This is a genomic window from Micromonospora endolithica (assembly GCF_003626595.1).
Classification (GTDB): Bacteria; Actinomycetota; Actinomycetes; order Mycobacteriales; family Micromonosporaceae; genus Micromonospora; species Micromonospora endolithica.
Genome location: NZ_RBAK01000004.1, coordinates 50654 through 73555, shown reverse-complemented (window position 1 = coordinate 73555; position 22902 = coordinate 50654). Strand labels below are relative to the sequence as shown.

Below are 22902 nucleotides of genomic sequence, written 5' to 3'. Positions count from 1 at the left end.
TAGGCCGCACCCTCACACATGATCGGCCCAACGCGGCCGGGACCCTACCGGTTAAGACCACGGCTCAATTCACACGCCGGCCAACCCACAACTGTCGACGCCGGCTGAACTTTGGCTCATCTGGCTCAGCTTTGGCGCTCGCCCCACGGCCGAAACGGCTCTCGGTCGAGGCTGCCCCTGTAGGGGTCGGACGCGCCCAAGGACCTACCGAACCCCCACCGAGCAACGTGGCCCCCTGATCAACGGAGTGAACGTAGCGGCCCGGCCACTACTTGGATAGACCTGACTACAACTGGTGATGATGGATCGGTCTCGATCGGGCAGATCAGCCTTGAAGATCATCTAGCGCGACCTTGCCGGTCACGTCCTCGCACCGGAGCGCTGTCGAAGGCAGAGAGGCCAGCCGCTGACCAAGCGGCCCCAGCTACCCCGGCGCAGAGCATCTTGTTCGGGGGATGCCTTGGTGGGCATGCTGTTGCGGTGTTTCACCGCCGCGAGGAAGAGGATCTACTGGTCACGTCCGGGCCGAATTCGGAGGTGTTCCCGATTCCCCCGCGACCGTTCTCGTTCGTGTCCGCGATGCGGTGGTGCGGTCACCGCAACGAAGTGATCACATCCGCTACCCCCGCCGGGCGCCGCGCGCCCGACGTGTCGGCCAACGACCGGGGTGAGTTACCCCTGTTCCGGTGTAACCCGCGTGACGGAGTCTGGCAACAGGTCTACGGCGGATACGCCCACGACCCGGTGTGCCTACCCGACGGTGGATACATGGTGCATCGAGGCGCCGGCCTGACCCAACTCGACAGGCGAGGCGCGGTGGTACGCGACGTCAAGATCGGGCGATTCAACTGGGGGCCGCCGTCGCTTTCGGTCAGCCCAGACGGGGATACGGTCGGATGGGTCCGGTGGCGGGGCGACGACCAGCAACTGTGTGTGGAGAACGTGCAACCGGGGCGGTCGACCCAATTCCGGACGAGGATCTTCCGCTACGCCTGGCTCGACTCCCACACCCTCATCTACGTGCACGGAGCCCGCCCCCGCCTGCTCGACATCACCTCCGGCGATACCCGGCCGTTCGGGCCGGGGCTGCGCAACCAGGCGCGCCACGGGGTAAGCGGTGCGACCGCCGAGCTGCAGGCCTTGGCGGAGCTGCCCGCCGACCACCTATGGGAGTACTACGGAGACCTTCAGGTCGTCGGCGACGACGTGTGGTTCTCCGCGACCTTGACCGAACAGCGCGGCTCACGTCGCGTGAACGGGCTCTTCCGCGCGAATCCCGAGGGTACGAACTGGAGCCTGACCGCGACGATGGCGCCCAACGACCGGATCGAAGGATTCTTCGCTCTCCCCGACCGGAGCGTGCTGATCGCCGTCGCCACTTACCGAGGCACCACCATCATCGACCGCAGCCAAAAGACCCTCGGACCGATGGCCGAGTTTCTCACCTCCGGATGGATACCGATGCGGAACAGCCACCAACCGACATTCGGATTCCACCGTCTCCCCGGACGTCCGGAGGTCCGCTGACAGGGCAGACCCCGGCGGCGCGAGACACGAGCCGCCGCAGTAGTCACGGGCCGAGGACCGATCGGAGCCCCTCTGGGTCTGTCAAACGAACGGTGTAACCCGGGTTGTTGAGGGTTACCTTCGGCCTGCGGTCAGGCGTCCTTCGAAGGCCATCTCGAAGGCGTTCAGGGCGGGTTTCCAGCGCATGGTCCATCGCCGGCGGCCCTGCCCGGTCGGGTCCAGGCTCATCACGGCGAGGTAGACGCATTTGAGGGCGGCGCCCTCGTTGGGGAAGTGGCCACGGGCTCGCAACGGCTCGGCGGATGCGGGCGTTGACGGACTCGATGGCGTTGGTGGAGCAGATGACGGTGCGGATCTCGGTGTCGAAGGCCAGGAACGGGACGAACTCCGCTCCAGCCTGCTCCCACAGTCGGATGATCGCCGGATACTTCGTGCCCCACGCCTGCGTGAACTCGGCGAAGCGTTCCCGGCCGGCGGCCTCGGTCGCTGCCGTGTAGACCGGCTTGAGGGCCTTGGCGATGGCGTCCCAGTGCTGCCGGCCGGCGTAGCGGAACGACGCCCGCAGCAGGTGGATGATGCAGGTCTGCACGACCGCTCCGGGCCAGGTCTGCCCGATCGCGTCCGGCAGACCCTTGAGTCCGTCGCAGACCACCATGCACGCGTCCGCGACGCCACGGTTTTCAGCTCGGTGAGGACGCAGACTTCGACCGCGCCCAGGACACGCTGCACCGGCGCGCCCGTACCGCCACCTCGCCGAAACGGACCCACCGATCCCGCCGCCCCTACATCTTCAAGAGCCTGGTTCACTGCGGCATCTACGACCGGAAGATGCAAGGCCAGCACTCCCACGGCGTCGCCTACTACCGCTGCCGCTTCCCGCAGGAGTACGCCCTGGCCAACAAGGTCGACCACCCGCGCAAGTGATCATGCGTGAAGACGTGCTGATTCAGCCGCTGGATACCTGGCTGGTCCAGGGCTTCGGGCCACTGCACCGCCGGCACACCATCACCACGCTCCTCGAACAGGCCCACACCGACATGCCAGTCGTGGCCGCAGTCGCACCGGAAGGACCCACCCTTGCCGAATGCGACGCCAAGCTCTTCCGCTACCGCGCGGCACTCGACGCCGGCGCTGACCCGGCCGTGGTCGCCGGCTGGATCGCCGAAACCCAGGCAGAACGGAAACGCGCCGAGCAACGCCACCAAGCACCGGCCTAAGAAAAACCCCGCACACCCACTCGCCTCAACGAGGACCAGATCATCGCCGTTGTCGAGGAACTCGGCGACCTCGTGGACGCCCTGCGAGACGCCGAGCCGGAACGCAAGCTGGAGGTCTACCGCAGCCTCGGACTACACCTGTCGTACACCCCGGAAACACAAACGGTGCGGGCAAGTGTTGACCTTGCCGCGCACCGTGGGGATTCGGTTCGTGTCCGAGGGGCGACGCCGACTGGACATCCATGGCCGTCATCCAGCATGCGCTGGCGCTGACACCTTAGCCGACGACACCCCGACGAACAGGACCCCTTGGCCATGCCGTGTGACCTGCGGTCTCAACCCGGACCGCAGTTGCGTAGGAGACTCCTGCGCAACGTGTGCCACTGCTGGCGCTGAGCCAGTCAATGCCGTTCGCAACGCTCGTGGGAGGCGTCCCCTGCTGGGCGCCTACGCCGGCCCGTGGCTGTGGGGCGCTGCCCGTCGAGTCGGATCGGGTGTGGGGCTTTCCGTCATGGCGCAATGTCCCGCCAGTGGCGACCAAGGGCCACTGGCCATGGTGATCTGGCGTGTTCGACGTGAGAGCGTGTCGGTGGCAGGCAGGGGCGGGTAGCTGCCGATGGCAGCGAGAACGATTCGGTTCAGGCCGGTAGCGCCAGGCGGCCCCGACGATAGTCCTGCGGTTCGATAGGCGTCGAGCACGGCGGCTTCTGCCCGTGGGGCGGTCGGTGGGTTCGTCGGGCAGGTTGACGCGATCCACGTCCACGCCTTCGTCTCGGCCGCGATGGAGCGTTCTGAGACCACCGTCAAGCGCTTGTAGGAGCTCCTCGGCGAGCGACGAGCGTGCGTGATGTAACGCTTCCATTGCCATCAGGCAATAAGCGATGATGGGCTCATCGAACTTCTTCGACGTTAAGGACGGACCGGATGGACATGCCCTCGACCGAGATCGAGGTTGAACTGCTCGACCTCTCCACGGTTGACGTGGCTACCCTGCGGTCCGTCCCGGCCACCGACCTGGAGACCACGATTCGACGGGTCAACGCACGGATCACCGATGCCGAGGGCAGCATCAGTGGCTACAGCGGCTCGTTCTCCGGACGGATGCGTCCGGAGAACGAGCCGGAGCCCGATTGAGCAGCCGGACAACGGCCGCCCACATCGTCGAAGCCGACCACTTCCGGCAGCTGGCCGCGGGGATCGACGACCACGAGGCGGTCCGCGCCCTGTGGCGCAGTGAGCGCAGCTGGCGCCTGGTCGTCCTGCGGCGGCTGCTGGACGCCTTCGCGGCCCGCGATGACGCCACCGGGCCGCTGCCGTCGCTGGACAAGGCGTGGGACCTGCTGTCCGAGGCCGACCGGACCGACCACGCGGCCACCGAGGAGATCCTGGCCCGGCCCACCGTCGGGCTCTGGGCAGCGCACACACTGCGACGGGTGACTCGCGGCGATACGGCTTCCCCGCCGCTCTGGGTCGATGTCGGATATCTGCACTCGAGCGCCGCAGCCGCCGCGATCCGGGCCGGGCTCGACTTCACCATCACCGTGGCGGTCACGCACGGCACCGTCGTGTTGCCCACCGTCGGCGCGGCGACGTTACCCGGGACGACCGAGACCGCGGTGGTGCGATCTGTCAGCGGCCAGGTGACGATCACCGGTGGCGCGACGAGCGTGAGGGTCGGCAGCAGCGAGCCGGGATGGCATCCACCGGTGCTCGCCGAGGTGACCGCCGACGGGGTCCGGCTCGCCATCGAACTACTGGACCGGGACCCGTACCGGGATCTGCGCCGGCCATCGGCACCGCTGCCGCTCACCGCCAGGCAGATCGAGCGGTGGCGGGCAGATCTTGCCCAGGCATGGGAGATCCTGGTCGCCGAGCAGCGCGGCCGGGCACTGTCGATCGCGGCCGGATTGCGCACCGTCGCTCCCGTGCCGGCCAAGGAGCAGCACCGGCCGCTGTCCGCCTCCGGCGCCGAGGCCTTCGGCGGGGTGCTGCTCTCCGAGCCCGACGATCCGGCGCAGCTGGCGATGAGCCTGGTGCACGAGACGCAACACCACAAGCTGGGCGCGCTGCTGCATCTGCTGGACTTGGTGGAGGAGGACCGCTCGCGGCGGTTCTACGCACCGTGGCGGGACGATCCGCGGCCGCTCGGTGGACTCTTGCAGGGTGCCTACGCGTTCTGCGGGATCATCGACTTCTGGCGGATGCATCGGCTTCGGGCCACGGGCGGGGCGGCGGCACTGGCGCATTTCGAGTTCGCGCTGTGGCGGCAGCAGACGTTGGCCGTGGTGCGGACGCTGGCAAGAAGTGGTCAGCTGACCCCGTGCGGCGAGGAGTTCTTGGCCCGGCTCCACGAGCAGCTCGCGGCGACGCAGGACGATCCGGTGCCAGAGCCGGAGCAGACCGCCGCGCAGCGGATGGCGGCAGATCATCGGGCGATGTGGCGGGCACACAACGTACGTCTCGCCGTTGATAGTGATCTTGCCTTGACCGCCGCATGGCAGAGCGGCGAGCGGCCGCCGGCGACGGTTCTCGACGCCTGCGGCCCGGAGTTGACCGTCGTGGCGGAGCCGGAGATCGGTTGGCTGGACACCCGGGCCGTGCTGACCCGGCACCGGCTGGCGCCCATGGTTACCCCACCCGCCCGGGTGCGGGGCGCCACCGAGGCCGACCATGCCCTGATCGCCGGGAACCTCGACGCGGCCCGGGCCGGCTATCTCGCCGATCTGGTACGGGAGCCAGCCAGCGCGCACGCCTGGATCGGGTACGCACTGGCGGCCGACGGCCCGGAAAGAGACCTCCTGCTGCGACAGCCGGAGCTGGTCATGGCGGTGGCCCGTCGGCACCGTCAACGCCCGTTCGATCCAGAGCGCCTACTCGCCTGGCTGACGGCGGGCATGCCAGAGACGATGCTGCGCGAGCCGGAGCCCAGGGGCTGGCGGGTCGCCTGAGCCCAGTCCGTAAGACCAGCATCCGTTACAGCAGAAGCGGTCGACGTCGCAGGTGGCGCGACACCAGAGGCAGCCGCCGCGCACGCCGGGTGGTCCTCGCCAAGGCTCACCCGTAGCAGTTCCAGGCTGCCCTCGGCGTGCGGCCGATGGCCCGCGGAGCCGCGCTGCCTGGTGTGGCCCAGCGAAAGATTGCCATTCTTGTCGCACTCATCCGGCCCGTAGTCGCTCGATGATCTCTCGGACCAGGAGCGTCTGCGGGTGGTTGAGCCCGAACAGCCGAACATGGTCATCGAACAACCGCTGTACGTCCTCGATAGATGCGTCTCCGAGATCGGCCCGCCAGTGGGCGAGGAACCGACGGGTGATCAAGGTACGGGGGTGGTCGGGGCCGAGCTCATCAAGATGGTCCCGCAGTACCGCCGACAGCGCGTCGGCCGCGCCCGCCGGGTCACCGGCATGACCGTGCCAGTCTGCGAGATAGCGGCGGCTGGTGAGGGTGTGGGGATGCATCGGTCCGAGGACCCTGGCGAAGTCGGGTACGAGTTCGCCGTATTCCTGGGCTGCGCCCTGAGCATCGCCCGCCTGTCCACGCCAGTTGGCGAGGTGGGCACGTGTCGTGAGGGTGAATGCGTCGCTGGGCCCGAGAACCCGGGTGAGGTCTGCCAGGAGCGCCTTCGTCTGTTCCACGGCAAGCACGGGATCGCCGCTTCGTGCCGTCCAGTCAGCGATCCCGCGGCGGACATCGAACGTGACGGCGTCGGTTGGTCCGAGTGCTCGGGCGCAATCGGGTAGAAGTTCCTCCAGGGCGCGGCGCGCGTAGTCCGGCCGCCCGGACTCGCCCTGCCAACGTGCAAGATCCCTACGGACGGTCAGGGTGACCCGATGATCTTGACCTAAGGCCTCCAGGCAGTCTTCCTGCAACTCCTGCAACAGCTCAGCGGCGAAGGCTTGCCGGCCGTTCTCCCCGAACTGGTAGGCGATATCCAGCCGGGTCGCGAGGGTGTCCGGGTGAGTGGGACCCAGGGTTTTCATCTGGCCGGCCAGGTGCTGTTCCAAAGCGCTGGTTGCCGACTGGGGTAGACCAGCTTCATTGGTGTCGCGCCCGTATTGGAAAACGATCGGGTGAATGGTCGGTTCAAGGAGAAACCGGTCGCTGTTGCGGCGGAGCGCGGTGGCGTTGGCGCGAATGAGCTGCGCACGGGCCTCGTCGTGGTCGGCGGCAGGCCACAGTTCCAGCAATGCGTCGGCTGCGGTGACGGCAAGGGACCGCTGGTGTTCGTCCGGTGTCGCTTCCCGGCTGGCGCGCTGGACGAGCGCATGGACCTGGATTGTCGTGGTGCCGTCGTCAGCTCCGAGCCCGACCAAACCGAGCCGGTAGAGAGTACGGATGGCATCACGGGCGTCGTCGCTGTCAACGGTTCGCCCCAGCCGCTGCCGGTAGTAGTCGGTAGCCGCCCGTGTGGCGAACATGTCGCTCGGGATTCCGTTCGGGTCGAGGAGCGCAGCGAGCTGCAGCACCACCCGCGTTGTCCCTGCGGTCACGCCGTCGGCGATGTCGACGGACAGTGCCCAGGTGGTGTCCACAGCGGTCTCCTGATCGTCGGGTAGCAGATGCGGGCGGAGCGCAAATAGCCGACGGCGTGACAGTCGTGTCCGGTATTCGATACAGGTTAGATCCTGGTCCAGCATGTAGGTGACTGCCTGCGCCAAGGCCAGGGGAAGCTGACCGAGGTCCGCCGCGAGCTGCTCTGCTTCCCGCAGATGGGTCTGTCGGCTTCCGAGTCGTGCACGAAGGTAGTCGAGCGACTCGTCGGTGGTGAAGGTTCCGACCTCGATCACTTCCCGACCGCTGGTCAGGGCGGCATCGCGACGCCGGGTCGTAACAATCGTACGGCCCCAAAAGGTGGCCGGCGGCCACAGGCCGAGCATGTCCGCAGGCTCGGTGAGGTCGTCTAGAACGACGAGCCAACGGAGTCGCGTCGTGGCGAGCCACGCGAGAAAGCGTGCGGCGCACTCCCGCGGGTCAGTGGTGTGGCAGTCGGCGACCTCTCTGGCCGCCTGTGCGTATCGATTGACGATGTTGGTCGCCGACGTCGCGGTCACCCAGACGAGGAGATCGATCCGGCCCGTGTTCCACCAGCGATCGGCGAGGTTGGCCACGATCTGGGTTTTTCCGACGCCGCCGGGGCCGGTGAGAATCTGGTCGCCCGTTCCTGCTCTCGCTGCGGTGGCCTCAATGCTCTCATCGGCTTGTCGGCCCAGCCGTCCGTTGATGGGTCGCGGGACCACACCGACGCGGTGCGGCCACGTGATTTCCAGTCCCAGCCGTCCATTGACGCTGACGTTGCCATGGAATACGCCGACCGGGCCCAACCCGGTGCCGACATGAACGGGAGATTCGCTGGGCCGGTGATGCTTCCGGCCGGGAGGGGCTGGCCCTACGGGGCTCCCGGCTTGCCTGGGGGGCCTGGTAATTGTCCGTACGAGACAGTGACCGGGCCGTTGACAGTCCCTGCTGCCGGCCCGTACGAGGTGTCAATCTGAATCGAGGTGGCGCCGGTCTGCTCTATCTCATAGAACCCGGCTTGTACCTGATCCGGATGGGTGAGGCTGAGGACCCGCATCGATGCTGCCAGAATGGCCTGGTCCTGATCGGCGCCGGTGTCGGTAAGGTCAGCGCCGAGAGACGCTTCCCAATGGCCCGGATCGTCCTCCACCGACTCAAGTATTCTTTGAGCGCTCGTTCGCCCCGCCAGCCGACGGCGAATCGCGTCTCGCAGTCCGTTGCAAGCCTCGGACACCGCCGCCCTGGCGACATCCTGAGAACCTGCGGCTGCTCCTGCCGCGAGGGCTGCTGCGATCAACTCGACACCGGTCACCTGTGGATCACCTCCGGTGATGGGAGTGGTTCATTCTGTCAGCTTTGGTGTTTGCTTTCCAAGACTCTGATGCGGGTGTGACCCGTTGCCGACAGCCGTAGTCATCGTCTTACCCGGTCCAGGCCGAGCGGAGCCGTGTCACCGGTCGGAGACTCAGGCGAGATCAGATGCTCTCAATGAAGTAACCCCTGCCCGCCGGACACCTCCAGGCCTGTCGCGGACTACCCGGCCCTGTCATAGCGGCATTCGGCAGCGAGCCGGCGTCCCAGAGTGCGATTCTCAGGCTGGCGACAGACCCGGATTCAGGGGAGCGAGGGTGGCCAACGACCTGATCGTCATGACCTGGAATGTGGAGAACCTGTTCCGGCCCGACGGCACCGACACGTCGGCGGCGGAAACCTACGCCGCGAAACTCACCTACCTTGCCGGCCTGATCTCCGGCACCGGCGCCGACGTCGTCGCGCTCCAGGAGATCGGCTCACCGCAAGCCGCACAGGACCTCCAAGCGACCCTCGGCGGGGCCTGGCAGGCCGTCGTGTCGTCGCACCTGGACGACCGGGGCATCCGGGTGGCGGTCTTCGCCCGGCACCCACTGACCGCTCGTCATGGTCGACAGACACGACTTCCCCTTCTCCGCAGCCAGCTGCGTGCCTTCCGCACCCGACGGCACGGTGGCCGGGGTTTCGGAAGCCGCCCGGCATGACGGCCGGCGGAGCAGCCGGCATGCCGGGCGTACCTTGGTCGGTCAGCGGGTGGTGGCGCGGGCGGCCTCGTCGATGAGATCCGCCACCGCCTTCGGCTCGGAGACGGTTACCGCGTGCGAGGCGTTGATCTCGACGGTGCGGGACTTGGCGCGCTCGGCCATGAACCGCATCGACTCGGCCGGGATCGCCAGGTCCTGCCTGGTCACCATGAACCACGACCGGATCGACTTCCACGCCGTCCTGGTGGCCGGCTCGTCGAGCGCTGCGCTGGTGATCGGCCGCTGGGTGGCCGCCATCAGGTCGGTCACCTTCCGCGGAACGTCAGCGGCGAACACCCGTCGGAACTGGTCCTGCTTGATGTACAGGTCCGTGCCCGTGCCGACACCCGGAATGGAGACCGGCACGCTCACCAGGGCCGAGCCCAGCTCCCCACCGGGGAACTTCGCGGCCAGCCCCGAGGTGCTCTCCCCCGTGTCCGGGGCAAAGCTGGCGATGTAGACCAGCGCCTTGACGTCCTTGTCCCCGTCGGCGGCCTCGCTCATCACCGACCCGCCGTAGGAGTGACCGGCCAGCACGATCGGCCCCGGGACGCTGTCCAGCACGCTGCGCACGTACTCGGCGTCCGAGTGCAGTCCGCGCAACGGGTTCGCTGCGGCGACAACCGGATAGCCGTCCCGCTTGAGGTCCTTGATCACACCGTTCCAGCTCGACGAGTCGGCGAACGCGCCGTGCACCAGGACCACCGTCGGCTTGGCCCACGGGCGATGTCCGGGCACCGCGTGCGCGGACCCCGCGACGAGCGCGGCGGTGGCGACGCCCGCCACGACCGCTGCCCACGAGGCCATTGGCCTCGACACACGGGAGAAGGGGAGGTTCATGGGAGATGTCCTTTCAGGTCTGGGGCTGCCCGGCTGAGTTGGGCGCTCCCGCATTGGGGGATGTCCGGCGACGAAGGGGCGTCGCCGGGGGACCTGGTGCGGCGTCAGACAGCCGCTGCGGCCCGGAGGATGACGTCGGCCACCGCCTGCGGCCGCGACGCCGGGAGGGCGTGGGACGCGCCGGACACCTCGATCGATTCCCGCGCATTGGCACGCTCGGCCATGAAGCGGAACGTCTCGAGCGGGATGGTCAGGTCCTGTTCCGGGAAGATGAACCAGGACGGGACGGTCTTCCACGCCGGCTCGGCGGATCCCTCGGTGAGGGCGTTGGTGTTCAGTGGTCGCTGAGTTGCCGCGGCGAGATCGGACTGGTCGAACGGCAGGTCGGCGGCGAAGAGCTCGTGGTAGCACTCCGGACGGACGTAGAGGTCGGTGGTGCCATCGGCCAATGGCACCTCGTAGAGGTGGTCGCCGAGGGTGGCCCCGGGGAACTTGCCGGTCAGGTCCGGCACGTTCTCCCCCTTGTCCGGAGCGAAGGCGGCCACGTAGACGAGGGCCTTGACGTTGTCGTTGCCGACAGCGGCATTGGAGGCGACGGCGCCGCCGTACGAATGACCGACCAGCACGATCGGGCCCGTGATCGTGGCGAGAAGGTCGGACACGGCGGCAGCGTCTCCGGTGAGCGTGCGCAGTGGGTTCCCGGCCGCGATGGTGCGGTGACCAGCGGCCTGAAGCCGGCCGATGACCCCGTTCCAGCTGGCTGACTCCGCGAAGGCGCCATGGACAAGCACGATTGTGGGCTTCATGCGACATCTGCCTCCTGATGCTCGATGCGATGGTGGCGGCCCGTCCGGCAGGCCGCTGATGGATCTACGGTCGGCTTCCGGACGGCGTACCGAATCAGTCATTCGCCTGCGGCCACGCGCAGTCGATCGCTGCGATCGGAGCGGAACCCAGCCTTGAATGTTCGGATCGCCCGAATCCATCTGGCCGGCAGCAGCGGTCGCGGCCCCGGTCAGGAACCGGGTGGATCGACGGCAGCGAGCGACCCGGCATGGCTCGGTTAGGTCATTCGACAGTCAGCCCGAGAGGTACGGCAGGCGCTGAGCGGGTCGAACCGCTCAGCTCCGCCCACTTGCCATCACCCCGCGGGCGAGGTCGCTCACGTTCGGTTGTGAGCCGGGCGAGCAGAGCGCCGTCCCGGGCGTTCCAGCAGTGCAGATCCGCCGATCCGCCCGGGAAAGTTGCCCTCCAGTTACTGCACCACATCGAATCGCGCCGCACCGTTCCCCGGTCTGCACCACTGACCACCCGTCAGTCAGTCAGGCTCCCGTGGGCAGCGGGGCGACGACAGCCGACCTCAGCCGGGAGTGAGACGGAAGACCGGCCGGCCGATCTCGGTCCGCCACCGCCGGGCGTCCCCGGTGTCGCGGGGACCCGCCAGGTATGTCTCGTGGACGGGCCCGTCGATGCCCAGAGCGTGCGAGACGACCCAGTCCCCCAGGCGCCCGTAGCTGACATCGATGTCGTCGTGCGGGCCCGCATGGACGGTCACGGCCAGCTCCGCCGCCGGAAGGTCGACGACCTGGATCCGACCATCGCCGCGTGGGTTGCGCACCGGTCGGAAGACGGTCACGGCGCCGGCGCCGTCGGTGAACACGGCGTTGGCGAATAGACCACCGGGCGGTCCGGTCCGGGGATCGGGTCAGCGCGCGCCGGCGGCGGCACTCTGCGCGGCGGTGACGATCACGTCGGAGACGACACCGGGCTGCGTCGCGAACAGGGCGTGACTGGCTGAGACGTTCGTGATCTCCGCGTCGATCCGCTTGGCCATGTGCTGCAGCATCGCCTGGTCGAACGCCTTGTCCTCGGTGGCGATGACAGCCCAGCTCGGCTTGTCGCGCCACGCGGCGTTCTTCACCGCCGTCGAGAACGCCGCCATGTTGACCGGCACCTGCGAGTCACGGAGAAAGGCAGCGTCGGCGTCGCTGGTGTCCGCTGCGAACCCGGCCTTGAACGTGTCGGGGTTGAGGTAGCCGTACCCCTCCACGACGTCGATGACGAAGTCCGGCGTCGGGGCGAAACCTTCGTACTGCTGGGCGGAAGTCTCACCGGCGTCGGGCACCAGCGCCGACACGTAGACCAGCCCGGCGACGTTCGGGTGCACGCCCGCCTCGGTGATGACCGTGCCGCCCCAGGAGTGACCGACGAGAATCGTCGGACCGTCCTGCCGATCGAGCACCCGCACGGTCGCCGCGACGTCGTCCTCGAGTGAGGTGAGCGGGTTCTGCACGATCGTGACCCGGTATCCCCGGGCCGTCAGGTTGTCGTACACGCCCCGCCAGCCCGAACCATCGGCGAACGCGCCGTGCACGAGCACGACGTTCTGGATCTCTTGACCGGTCGTACTCATGGTGGTTTCCTTCCGTCGCCGCGCCGGCCGTCCCGGGCGGGGTTCCTGGTGGTCCGGCGAGACCGGCCGGCGTCATGAACAAGTGGTGTTTCACGTCGTGCCACGGCTTGTCGCACTGGTCGGGGCGTCGACGAACCCAGAGTCGGCTCTGGCAGACCGTGGCGAATCAGTCATTCGTCTGCGGCCACCCGCACCCGGTTGCCGCCCTCGAGGCAGAAACCCGCCCGAGAAGCCCGGATTGCCGGGCAAGACCGGTCGGCACCGACGGTGCGACGCCACACCGAGGAACGCCGAACCGATGTCCCGGGCGCGACCCGGGATGGCTCGACTAGGTCATTCGACAGTCAGCCCAACGGGTGCGGCAGTTGATCACGACTGGGTGGAGCCCGAGGAGACGCGCGTCCCACGTCGGCTCGACCAGATCGTCGCGGCGGTGCTCGACAACCACCGGGCCCGGGCCGAGGAGGCCGGCGTCACGATCATCAGCCGGTTGACCCCCCGACTGGTCGCCGGCGAGCAGGTGCTGCTGGAACGACTGGTCGTCAACCTGGTGCAGAACGGCCTGAAGTACAACCGACCCGAAGGCACCCTGGAGGTGCGGGTGGGCACAGACCCGGCGCTGGTCGTGGAGAACACCGGCGACGACGTCCCCCCGGACGAGGTCGCCGCCCTGTTCGAGCCGTTCCGACGCAGGTCCGGCAGACGCATCGACCACAGCGGCGGCGCGGGCCTCGGACTGGCGATCGCCCGCTCGATCACCCGGGCCCACGACGGCATCATCACCGCCTCCTCCACCGGCCGGGACGGACTGCGGATCCGGGTGACGTTCCCCGTGGCCGACGACACCGCGGGTGCGTCCGATGGCTGAGCCGTCCACTCCAGCGCTACCGGGGCCCTGGACGCCGGGGCCGACGAAGCAGCGGGCTGGGCGGCGATACAGCGCCGAGCGGAGAGCGAGGGGGGTGGCTCGGCCGGTGGACCGAGCTCTCTATTGACACTGCTTTCCACTCAGCGTGCAATATGCCGCATGGGGGCAACCGCCGGGGAGGTGCTGTTCGGTCGCGAGACGGAGCTGGCCCGGATCAGCCGATTCCTGCAGTCGGTGCGAGACGGTGGTGACGTACGCATGGTCCGCGGCGAGCCCGGCGTCGGCAAATCAGCGCTGCTCTCCGCGGCGGCGGATCTGGCCGGCACCGCAGGCATGCGGGTGTTTCGGGCAAACGGCTCCGAGTTCGAGGCGGATGTCAGCTACTCGCTGCTGAACCAGCTGCTGCTGCCGCTGTACGCCGACATGCAGCGACTGCCGCCGGCGCTGCGCGACGCCCTCACCGTCGCCCTTGGTTTCGGGCCCGGACCGGCACCCGCCGCCCTGCTCGTGTGCAACGCCGCCCTCCTACTGCTCACCACCGCAGCCAGGACAAAGCCTGTCCTGCTCATCGTCGACGACGTCCAGTGGATCGACCGGCCCAGCGCCGTCGTCCTCGGCTTCGTCGCCCGACGCGTGCCGGGAACGCCCGTCGGCGTCATCGCCGCCTCCCGCACCGGCACGGAGAGTTTCATCGACCGCCGTGGCCTGGCCGAGGTCATGGTGGAACCCCTGAGCGACGAGGCTTCGGCCCAGCTCGTGGATACCCGCTTCCCCACCATGACCGGAGGCATGCGGCAGCGCCTGCTGGACCTCGCCCAGGGCAACCCGCTGGCCCTGGTGGAACTGCCGAGCAGCCTCACCGACTCCGCCCACTCGGCGGACGTGGTGCCGCTCAGCGACCGACTGCAGGCCACTTTCGCCACCCGCGTGGCCGGTCTGACGGAGTCCACCCGCCTGCTGCTGCTGCTCGCCACGTTCGAAGGAAGCGGCGACCTGCACACCCTGCGCGGCATGACCGATCTGGCCCACCTGGCCCCGGCCGAACGAGCTCAGCTCGTACGCGTCGACGACGCCGGCAGGCGCATCGTCTTCCGCCACCCGCTGATCCAGTCGGCGATCGTCGCGATGTCCAGCCACGAGGAGCGCCGGCTGGCCCACCAGGCCATCGCCGCCGCGCTGCCGCGCGATCCGGAACGCCGCGCCTGGCACCTCGCCGCGGCCACCGCCGGCCCGGACGAGGCCGTCGCCGTACAACTCGAAGCGGCCGCGCGTGTGGTGTTGCGGCGTGGCGACGCCCTGGCCGCCATCGCCGCGCTCGTCCGCGCCGCCGAGATGAGCGGCACTCCCGAGGACACCGCGCGGCGGCTGGCACGGGCCGCGTACACCGGCGCGGAGGCCGGCGTCGCCGGCGACGCCACGACGCTGCTGGCCGATGCGCGCGCGTTGAGCCAGGACTCGGCCGGAGCGCTGCACGCCGCCAACGCGACCGCGTTGCTGATGATCAACGGTGACGGCGACGTACACACCGCCCACCGCCTGCTCGCCGGCGCCATCGAGACGGGCGAACACGGCTGGCGCGCCGACGACCCGGCCCTCGACGAGGCCATGTACACGCTGCTGCTGCTGTCCTGGTATGCCGGCAGCGCCGACCACTGGGCCGTCTTCCACCGGGATCTGACCCGGCTCACTCCGGCACCGCCCGACATCCTGTCGGTGGTGAGCCGGACCTTCCCCGACCCCGTACGTACCGGCGCCGTCGCCCTGCCCGACCTCGAGGCGCTGATCGCCGCCCTGCCCGGCAACAACGACCTGACCCGGGTCGTGCGGATGGGCACCGCCTCGGCCCATGTCGACCGGCTGGGCGAGATCCGGGAACATTCATGGCGGCTCGTGCACCAGGGACGCGAAGGCGGTGCGCCCCAGTGGCAGCTGAGCGGGCTGATGCACCTGTGCCAGGACGACTATCTCACCGGACGCTGGGACGAGGTCGAAGAGCTGGCCGGTGAGGGCGAGCGGGTCGCCGTCGACAGCGGCCTTCCTTTTCTGCGGTGGCCCTTCGTGCTCAACCGGGCCGTCATCGCAGCTAGCCGGGGCCGGTCCGGCGAGGCGTATGACCTGGCGGATGACATGACCCACTGGGCGGCACCACGCGGCGTCGTGAGCTGGCTGTCCACCGCAAACCTTCCCCGCACGCTGGCCGCCATGGCTGAGTGCGACTTCGAGGCCGCCTACCGGCACGCGACGGCCATCAGTGCGGCCGGGGTGCTGGCACCGTACGTGCCGATCGCCACCTGGGTGATGCTCGACCTGGTCGAGGCCGCCCTGCGCACCGGCCGTACGGCCGAGGCCCGGGCCCACGCCGAGGCCATGCGCGCAGCGGACGTGGCCGCCCTGTCCCCCCGCATGCGGTTGATCCAGCATGGCGTCGACGCACTCGTGCTCGACGACGAAGCCGGCCACCGGCTCGAGCAGACGCTCGCCGACAGCGCCAGCGAACGCTGGTTGTTCGAGTCGTCACGCATACGGCTCGTGTTCGCCGAGAAATTGCGACGGAACAAGGAACTCACCCGCGCCCGGACGCATCTGCTCGCCGCCCGCACCGGCTTCGCCGCGATGGGGGCCGAGCCGTGGCTGGCCCGCACCACTGCGGAACTACGCGCCACCGGTTACCGGTCGGCCGTGACCGAGCAACCGCCGGCCGCCCTGACCGCCCAGGAACTCGAAGTCGCCGGCCTGGCCGCCGCCGGCCTGACCAACAAACAGATCGCCCAGCGCCTTCACCTGTCTCACCGCACGGTAGGCGCTCACCTTTACCGCATATTTCCCAAACTGGGCGTCTCGTCCCGGGCCGGGCTACGCGACGCCCTCAACGGGACCTGAGCCCGAGTCTCAGCGAGGTCGGCGGGTCACCGTGCTCGTAACGCGCCATCAGCCCGCGAACGCCTCGGCGAGCTGGTGCCCGTCCGCACCTGCTGTTGCCGGCGGGTGGTCGGCCGGGTCGCTCCGGGTGAAGAGCATGAATCGTCTTCCGAGCCGCCGCTCGGATCGCCAGAGCCTGAAGCCCTCTCTGGCCTTCTACTTGCCCATTTACAAACTGGACGTCTACCGCAGCCTCGGGCTGCACCTGTCGTACACCCCGGAAACACAAACGGTGCGGGCAAGTGTTGACCTTGCCGCGCACCGTTGGGATTCGGTTCGTGTCCGAGGATTGACACGAACCGATACCCATCACGGGTTGCGTCTTGTCGGCGCCATCCCGCTCGGCTGACAGCAGCCTACCGAAGTTGGATTGGCCCCGGACTCTCAACCGGGGGGCACGGCAGCGGTTCAGGGCGACTGCGGTGACCGCGCTGTACGCCAGACGCGGAACCAGGTCGATCACCCGGCCGGCGTCCGACCACGACCGTGGGTCGGTGACCTTCAGCGCGGTCATCGGCGCGTTCGACGCGACCACCGCCAGCCCGGCCAACGCCAGTGCCGACACCAGAGTCGACAGCCGGGCCACCGGCCGCGCTGAAGGTCGCGGCGGGGGCCACGGAAGTGGCATAGCCGAGCAGCGGCCCGAGCCCGGACCGCCGGTTCCCACCGGTCTGCTCGTCATCAAGGTCGACGTGAGCGAGGTCGCGGAGCGCGTCGCGGAGCTGCTTTTCGGTCATCTTGGAGTTCCCCTCGATGCCCGCGTCGTGGCCCGCTGCCGAAGATCGTGCAGCTCTTCCCGGTCAATCATGTCGACCTCCCGGGGTGCGGTGGCGCTGGCGTTCACGCGCCCTGTCGTCCGCCGCCTTCCCGTGCCGCGGCGGAGACATACGGTTCAGCCGGTGTCCCGTCCCGCGGGCTTGTGGGACTTGCGGGTGATGACGCTGAACTGGCCCTCGGGCTCCACCCGGACCTCTTCGACGTCGTCCAGACTCGTTGGGTTCAGCGGACGCGGAGAGCGACGATCCCGAACACGATGGTGATTCCGTGGTCGTCGTGCGGAGTCACCCCGCGAGCGCCGCAGCACCTTCCCGGGTGCCCGGATATCCGGTCGGGGTCGGCGTGGGCGCCGGGCCGACCGCCTCCGGGTGAGCATGCGGCGAACAGGGTGAGCCCGAGCAGCACGACGACAGGGCGCGTTCTCACGGTGCGCCTGGCAGTACCGACTGGTCTCTACCGGAGACTACGGCGGGCCGGGCGAAGTACCGAGTGACTGTCGAGTTTCCGCCCCCGACCCGGACCGCCGCCGGAGGCCCGCACCCGGTCCCGCTCGTCGTGGCATGTCGATCAAGGGCCGGTGTCGCCGGGCGGCTCGGCCTCGTCGTCGGCGCCGGCGGCCGGCGCGGGCGCGTCTCCCGACCAGTTCAGCGTGACTCGCAGGCTCGCCTTCGCGCCGGTCTCGGTGAGCACACTGATCACCTTGCCGCTCTTGACCGCCAACTCGATGCCGAACTCGACGCTCCACCCGTCGGGGCTTGCCGCGCTCAACGCCTCACGAACCGAGGCCGCCACGGCCTGGACCGTGTCGACCAGGTCGTCCAGGCGGGCGGACGGCGGCCCACCCCGCCATGCCACGTCCGCGGGCCCGCCGTCGACCGCCACCCGCGCCCAAATTTCCTGCCCGTTGGGCATCCGCAGCCGGACTGGTTCCACCATGTCCACCCCCTACTCGGACTAACCTTCCAGGTGATCATCATCGTCGATACGCTCCGATCATGCACGCCGACCGTTTGTCACCGGCCGAGCTGCTCGATGCCGCAGTGTTCCAGGTGTTCCTCGGGGACCGGTTCGCCGGTTCGGGTTTCCTCGTCGGCGACCGCCTCGGCGTCACCTGTGCTCACGTCGTGTCCACCCGGCAGCTTCGGGTCCGGTATCGGGAAGCCTGGCTGCCCGCGACGCTTCTCTCCACCCATCCGCCCGAGCCCGGGGAGGACGCGCTGTATCCGTTGCCCGATCTGGCCTTTCTGGAGATCGGCATCGCCGTGGGCCACCCGACGGTCCTGCTGTCCCGCCACACGCCACGGCCCGGCAGCCGGCTGTTCGGCCTGGGTTTCGCGGTCGACGACGGGCCCGGCGGCGGTTGGCCGCAACCGCACGGCGTGCTGGCCGAGGTCACCGGCCCGGCGGCCGAGGCCGTCCGGCTACGCGGCGACCAAATCGTGCCCGGGCTCAGCGGCAGTCCCCTGCTCGACCTCGACGAGGGCCGCGTGTGCGCGATTCTGAAGACCTCCCGTCACGTACGCGAGGTCCGGGGTGGCTGGGCCGTGCCGATCCGGCTCGCGGAGGTATGCCGGCCGGGTCTGCTGTCGGTGAACGCGACCCGGCATCCGCCCGGCACGCCGTGGCGCGATGCCGCCGATCAGCGCAGCGAGGCGACGAGGGCGTTGTTCGCGACGACACGCCCCAACGCGCCGAGCGCCCGGCCCTCCGACCCGCCGCCCTCGTGGTGGCTCAATCCGCGCAACCGGACGGTCGACTACGTGCGCCCCGCCCTCTACGGCGACCTGCTGGCCTGGTGCCGCGACCCGGCGCCCTCCTACGCCGTCCGCCTGGTGGTGGCGCCGGGCGGCGTTGGTAAGACGCGGCTCGCCCTAGAGCTGCGTGAGCAGCTCGCGGCCGACGGCTGGATCGCCGGGCTGGTGTCCCTGGGCGCCGACGTCCGGCGGATCGCCGCTGCGCTCCCCGAAGCCGCCGAGCGACACCGGGTGTTCATGTCGGTCGACTACGCCGAGACGCTCCGCCCCGAGCTCGACGAGCTGCTCCATGCCGTCGACCGATGCCCCGCGGGCTCCGTACGGGTCCTGCTGCTCGCCCGTTCCACCGGCCCGTGGTGGCCGCACCTGCTGGGGCCGACGACGCACCGGCTGCTCGTCGACAGCGCGGAGGGCCGCCTGGACGGCGATCTCGGCCAGGTGCCCGTAGCGGTCGTCGAGGCCGCCTACCGGACCTTTCGGGCCGAGGTGCCGGGCGCGGACACCGACGCGCCCTCAGAGCTGCCGCCCTCGCTGCGGGAACGGGCAGCCTCCCAGCAGCAGATGCTGGATCTGCACGCCATCGCCCTCGTCGGCGTGCTCGGCGGCGACGCCGTGGATCCGCTGGCCGACGTCCTCGGGCACGAGCTCCATTACGCCATGCGGATGCTCGACACACGCGCCCAGGTGCCGTCCGGAGCGGACGACTCCGTGGTCCAGCGGCTCACCCTGGCGCCGACACTCGTCACCGTCGAGGACCGGGACCAGGCCGTGTCCCTGGTCGAGCGCCTCGCCGTTCCGCTGCGGCGCGCCTTCGCCGCGCCGGAATCGGTGGCGGTGGTTCTCGCCGGGCTCTACCCGCCGGAGAGCCCCGACGCGTACTGGGGACAGTTGCGGCCCGATCGGCTCGCCGAACATCTCCTTCGCGACGTCGCCGCCAGCTTCGGGTCCGTCCGCAGCGTGAGCGACTACCTGCGCGCCGCGCTCGGCGCGGCCTCCCCGAGCCGGGCGATACCCATCGTCACGGTCATCTTCCGGGCGGCCCTTCCGGCGGGACACTCCCCCGTCGACCTGATCGAGGTGCTTCGCCAGATGGTCGCCGACAATCCGCCGACCATCGCGCCGGCCGTCCTGGCCGCCTCCGTGACCAGCGACGACGCGGCCAGCCTCATCGACCTGGTGCGCGCTGAGCTGAACTCGGCCGATCTCGCCACCGTTCAGGCGATCAGCGACCACCTTCCCGCCAACTTCCGCGACGTCTCCGACTACGCGAGCTTCGGCGTCGCGGTCCTGCGCCGCCTCGATGAGCTGTTGGAGGCGGACGGTTACGCCCCCTCAGCGCCCCGCCGGGGGGACAACTTCCACGATCTTGCCCTGGCACTCAAGTCGGCCGGGAACGCCGACGAAGCCATCGAGTGGTTCGTACGCGCTCGCGACGGCTTCGCGTCGGCGACGCTCGCCGACCCCGCGGCGTTTCTGCGTAAGCGGGCCTCCGCCGTCAACGGTATCGGCCTGTGCCTGTCCGACCTCGGACAACACCGGCAGGCCACGGACGCCTTCGCGGAGGCAGCCACGGTGTGCCGCCGCGCGATCGCCGCGAAGGATTCGCTCTCCGCCCGTGACACCCTGGCCATGATTCTCGGCAACCTATCCCACGGGCTCCTGGCACAGGGCCGGCACACCGCAGCGCTGGAGCCCGGACGGGAGTCCGTGGCGACCCGCCGAGCGCTCGCCGAGCAGGAGCCGGCCTACCGGCCCGGCCTCGTCCGCAGCCTCACCAAACTGGCCGACGTCATGAACGCCAATGAGCGGCCCCACGAGGCGGTCGACCTAGCCCGGGAGGCCGTCGAGGTCGCGGAGGGCCTCGGCTCGAGGACGAACCCCACCGCAGCCCAGATCACCGCGTCCGCCCTCGGCTCGCTCGGCGAGTGCCTGGACCGTCTCGGCGACCACGACGCCGCGGTCGGCAGGCTCACCGAGGCCGCCGACCTGCTGGTCCGGCTGGCCGACATCCGGGGCGACCCGCACATCGAGGAGGTGGCCCTCACACTGACCAACCTGGCCGCCACGCTCGCCGCCCGGGATCGCCTCGAAGAGGCACGCGGGCGCATCGAGCAGGCACACCGGCTGGCCCGGAAGGCCGCCTCCCGTGACCTGGGACTGGCCCGCTTCTACGTGCACGTCGTGGCGCGCTGCGCCGAACTTCTCCTTGTGGTGGGCGACGTGCGCGAGGCGTACGAACTGAGCGCATGGGCGTTCGACCGGAGCGAACTCCCCCTCCCGGGCGCCGCCATGCCGCAGACCCCGGCGTACGCGGCCCTCGTGCACGGCAATGTGCTCTTCGAGGCGCAGGGGGCCGAGGAGGCGCTGGTGGTCGTCGACGAGGCCGTCGCCCGGTACCGGCGGATCGCCGGAGCGCTCGACGGGGCCTTCCGCGGTGACCTCGCCCGGGCCCTGCTAGAGAAGCAGAAGATCGAGAGCGTCCTGGGCGACCATGAGGCGGCCATGGCCGCCGGAGAAGAAGCAGTGGACATCTGGAACGGCCTCAGGGCGGACGGCGCCGGCGGCTTCGACGACGGACTCCTTCAGGCCCTCACCTTCGCCACCCGCAATCAGCTCGCGCTCGGCCGGACCGAGGACGCGATCGACACGGCGACCCGGGCGGTGGAGCTGCTGACCGGCCTGGCGGGAACCGAGCCGCTGCGCCACGGCGCGGCTCTGGCGGTGGCGTGGACGGAGCTGGGCCTCGCCTACAGCAGCGGGGGTCGCGGGCGGGAGGCCCTTCACGCCAGCCTCGAGGCGGTACGAACGATCGAAACCTTCATCATCGGTGGTGGCGACGACGGCGAGCGTGTCTACGCGAAATGCCTGCGCAACCTGTCCTGCGACCTCGCCGACGCGGGTTACGGCGCGCAGGCCGTCGCAGCTTCACGCCGCGCGAACGAGCTGCTCAAGGCGTTGCCCGACTGGACGGGGGCGGACCTCGTGGAGAGGAGGGGTGTACTCACGAACCTGGTGAAGCAATGCCGGGCGGTGGGCGACCACGACGGGGCCTACGCCGCTGAGAAAGAGGTCAAATACGTCGATCGCCTGCTCGGCAGGCCGTGGCCGACCTGACCGAGCGTCGACAGGTGTCCGCGGCACTCCGGACCTGCCCTAGGCAGGGTCTAGGAGTCGGGTGCGGCGTGTCGGCGATCGATAGACGGCGAAGTCTCCGGTAGAGGGTTTCGACCATGAAGAACCTGAATGCCGGAGACCTCGTGGCCTCCATAGCGGTGACGAGGCGGCACGACCTGACCGACGCGCAGTGGGCGGTGCTGGCGCCGCTGCTGCCTGGGGCTAAGCGGCCTGGTCGACCGTCGCAGTGGAGCAAGCGGCAGCTCATCGGCGGCATCCGGTGGTGGGTTCGGGTCGGTGCGTCGTAGCGGGATGCCGGCGGGTCACGGCTCCTGGCAAGCGGTGTACGCGCTGTTCAGACGGTGGCAGCGGGCCGGGGTCTGGCAGCAGATCGTGACCGGATTGCGGGCCCGCGCCGACGCGGCCGGGTTGATGACCTGGGATGTCGGCGTCGATTCCACCATCGCTCGGGCGCACCGACCGCCGGCGCACGTCCGTGCCCGCAGCAGCAGGTCGAGCCGCCCGGCGGGGTGGCGACGGAGCCGGCCGACCACGCGCTCGGGCGTTCCCGCGGCGAGTGGACCACGGAGCTGCACCTGGCGTGCGAGCAGGGCGGCAAGCCGCTGTCGATGCTGCTGACCGCCGGTCACGGCGGTGACAGCCCGTAGTTTCCTGCGGCGCTGGCCGGTATACGCGTGCCTCGGCTTGGCACCGGCCGCCCCTCGTGCGACTGGACCGGGTCGTCGCCGACCGCGCCTACACCTCCCGCGCCAACCGCGCCTACCTGCGTCGCCGGGATCAAGGCCTGCATCCCAGGCACCACGTCATCCCGGAACTCTCGGGGGTAAGGCTTGGGCACAGCGACATCCTTCCAGCCCGCCCTCAGGGCAAGCCATCTCAGATG

Annotated in this window: 16 protein-coding genes and 2 pseudogenes; 10 read left to right on the top strand and 8 right to left on the bottom strand. The window is 69.5% G+C overall.

What is annotated here, in order from left to right:
• Positions 1-480 precede the first annotated feature (480 nt).
• Positions 481-1527: a TolB-like translocation protein gene (locus D7223_RS12170; protein ID WP_147252490.1), complete on the top strand. Its 1047-nt coding sequence runs from the start codon at positions 481-483 to the stop codon at positions 1525-1527.
• A 114-nt stretch (positions 1528-1641) separates the two neighbouring features.
• Here D7223_RS12170 and D7223_RS12165 read toward each other — a convergent pair.
• Positions 1642-2209: pseudogene (locus D7223_RS12165) on the bottom strand (IS256 family transposase); the annotation flags it as partial.
• 244 nt (positions 2210-2453) lie between these two features.
• Here D7223_RS12165 and D7223_RS12160 point away from each other — a divergent pair.
• The 3 genes from D7223_RS12160 to D7223_RS12150 all read left to right on the top strand — a co-directional run bounded on the left by D7223_RS12160 (position 2454) and on the right by D7223_RS12150 (position 5692).
• Complete coding sequence (locus tag D7223_RS12160) at positions 2454-2744, top strand: hypothetical protein (protein WP_147252489.1); 291 nt, start codon at positions 2454-2456, stop codon at positions 2742-2744.
• Between the two features lie 924 nt (positions 2745-3668).
• Positions 3669-3878: a hypothetical protein gene (locus D7223_RS12155; RefSeq protein ID WP_120728302.1), complete on the top strand. Its 210-nt coding sequence runs from the start codon at positions 3669-3671 to the stop codon at positions 3876-3878.
• The gene (locus D7223_RS12150) at positions 3875-5692 is read left to right on the top strand and encodes an HEXXH motif domain-containing protein (protein WP_120728300.1); all 1818 of its coding nucleotides are present in this window, start codon (positions 3875-3877) and stop codon (positions 5690-5692) included. Before D7223_RS12155 ends, D7223_RS12150 begins: the two co-directional genes overlap by 4 nt.
• 207 nt (positions 5693-5899) lie before the next feature.
• Here the strand turns inward: D7223_RS12150 and D7223_RS12145 are convergent, their stop codons facing one another.
• Positions 5900-8065, bottom strand: a complete 2166-nt coding sequence (locus D7223_RS12145) for an NB-ARC domain-containing protein (protein WP_158610867.1) — start codon at positions 8063-8065, stop codon at positions 5900-5902.
• 65 nt (positions 8066-8130) lie between these two features.
• Entirely contained in the window at positions 8131-8409 is a 279-nt protein-coding gene (locus tag D7223_RS32480) for a hypothetical protein (RefSeq protein ID WP_147252488.1), read from the bottom strand.
• 478 nt (positions 8410-8887) lie between these two features.
• Here D7223_RS32480 and D7223_RS12140 point away from each other — a divergent pair, with 478 nt between their 5' ends.
• Positions 8888-9274 carry an endonuclease/exonuclease/phosphatase family protein gene (locus tag D7223_RS12140; RefSeq protein WP_238161856.1) on the top strand — a complete coding sequence of 129 codons (387 nt, stop codon included), beginning with the start codon at positions 8888-8890 and terminating at the stop codon, positions 9272-9274.
• Between the two features lie 42 nt (positions 9275-9316).
• On the opposite strand, the gene D7223_RS12135 is transcribed toward D7223_RS12140, so the two are convergent.
• The 4 genes from D7223_RS12135 to D7223_RS12120 all read right to left on the bottom strand — a co-directional run bounded on the left by D7223_RS12135 (position 9317) and on the right by D7223_RS12120 (position 12566).
• The gene (locus D7223_RS12135) at positions 9317-10099 is read right to left on the bottom strand and encodes an alpha/beta fold hydrolase (protein WP_238161852.1); all 783 of its coding nucleotides are present in this window, start codon (positions 10097-10099) and stop codon (positions 9317-9319) included.
• A 158-nt stretch (positions 10100-10257) separates the two neighbouring features.
• Positions 10258-10959, bottom strand: a complete 702-nt coding sequence (locus D7223_RS12130; RefSeq protein WP_120728294.1) for an alpha/beta fold hydrolase — start codon at positions 10957-10959, stop codon at positions 10258-10260.
• A gap of 554 nt (positions 10960-11513) precedes the next feature.
• Positions 11514-11813, bottom strand: a complete 300-nt coding sequence (locus tag D7223_RS12125; protein ID WP_120728292.1) for a GyrI-like domain-containing protein — start codon at positions 11811-11813, stop codon at positions 11514-11516.
• A gap of 45 nt (positions 11814-11858) precedes the next feature.
• Positions 11859-12566 (bottom strand): alpha/beta fold hydrolase, encoded by a 708-nt coding sequence (locus tag D7223_RS12120; RefSeq protein ID WP_120728290.1) that lies wholly within the window; start codon positions 12564-12566, stop codon positions 11859-11861.
• Between the two features lie 379 nt (positions 12567-12945).
• Here D7223_RS12120 and D7223_RS33490 point away from each other — a divergent pair, with 379 nt between their 5' ends.
• From D7223_RS33490 to D7223_RS32475, 3 genes are all read left to right on the top strand, one after another.
• Positions 12946-13434, top strand: coding sequence for a sensor histidine kinase (locus tag D7223_RS33490; RefSeq protein WP_337589447.1), 489 nt, complete (start codon positions 12946-12948; stop codon positions 13432-13434).
• Positions 13435-13593: 159 nt separating this feature from the next.
• A complete protein-coding gene (locus D7223_RS12110; RefSeq protein WP_120728286.1) occupies positions 13594-16314 on the top strand; it encodes an AAA family ATPase in 2721 nt (906 codons plus the stop codon).
• A 136-nt stretch (positions 16315-16450) separates the two neighbouring features.
• Complete coding sequence (locus D7223_RS32475; RefSeq protein WP_147252487.1) at positions 16451-16702, top strand: hypothetical protein; 252 nt, start codon at positions 16451-16453, stop codon at positions 16700-16702.
• A gap of 995 nt (positions 16703-17697) precedes the next feature.
• Here D7223_RS32475 and D7223_RS32755 read toward each other — a convergent pair.
• Positions 17698-18066: a CU044_2847 family protein gene (locus tag D7223_RS32755; protein ID WP_158610866.1), complete on the bottom strand. Its 369-nt coding sequence runs from the start codon at positions 18064-18066 to the stop codon at positions 17698-17700.
• A gap of 59 nt (positions 18067-18125) precedes the next feature.
• On the opposite strand from D7223_RS32755, the gene D7223_RS12100 reads away from it, so the two are divergent.
• Together D7223_RS12100 and D7223_RS12095 are read left to right on the top strand one after the other, a co-directional pair.
• Complete coding sequence (locus D7223_RS12100; RefSeq protein WP_158610865.1) at positions 18126-21998, top strand: tetratricopeptide repeat protein; 3873 nt, start codon at positions 18126-18128, stop codon at positions 21996-21998.
• Between the two features lie 143 nt (positions 21999-22141).
• Positions 22142-22813 (top strand): annotated as a pseudogene (locus D7223_RS12095) (IS5 family transposase); the annotation flags it as partial.
• Between the last annotated feature and the right edge of the window lie 89 nt (positions 22814-22902).

Excerpts from the sequence above, each read along its gene's own strand:
- D7223_RS12160 (WP_147252489.1), top strand. The coding sequence starts at position 2,454 with ATGCGTGAAGACGTGCTGATTCAGCCGCTGGATACCTGGCTGGTCCAG.
- D7223_RS32475 (WP_147252487.1), top strand. The coding sequence starts at position 16,451 with ATGAATCGTCTTCCGAGCCGCCGCTCGGATCGCCAGAGCCTGAAGCCC.
- D7223_RS12130 (WP_120728294.1), bottom strand. The coding sequence starts at position 10,959 with ATGAAGCCCACAATCGTGCTTGTCCATGGCGCCTTCGCGGAGTCAGCC.
- D7223_RS12120 (WP_120728290.1), bottom strand. The coding sequence starts at position 12,566 with ATGAGTACGACCGGTCAAGAGATCCAGAACGTCGTGCTCGTGCACGGC.
- D7223_RS12100 (WP_158610865.1), top strand. The coding sequence starts at position 18,126 with ATGCACGCCGACCGTTTGTCACCGGCCGAGCTGCTCGATGCCGCAGTG.
- D7223_RS12155 (WP_120728302.1), top strand. The coding sequence starts at position 3,669 with ATGGACATGCCCTCGACCGAGATCGAGGTTGAACTGCTCGACCTCTCC.
- D7223_RS32755 (WP_158610866.1), bottom strand. The coding sequence starts at position 18,066 with ATGGTGGAACCAGTCCGGCTGCGGATGCCCAACGGGCAGGAAATTTGG.
- D7223_RS12110 (WP_120728286.1), top strand. The coding sequence starts at position 13,594 with ATGGGGGCAACCGCCGGGGAGGTGCTGTTCGGTCGCGAGACGGAGCTG.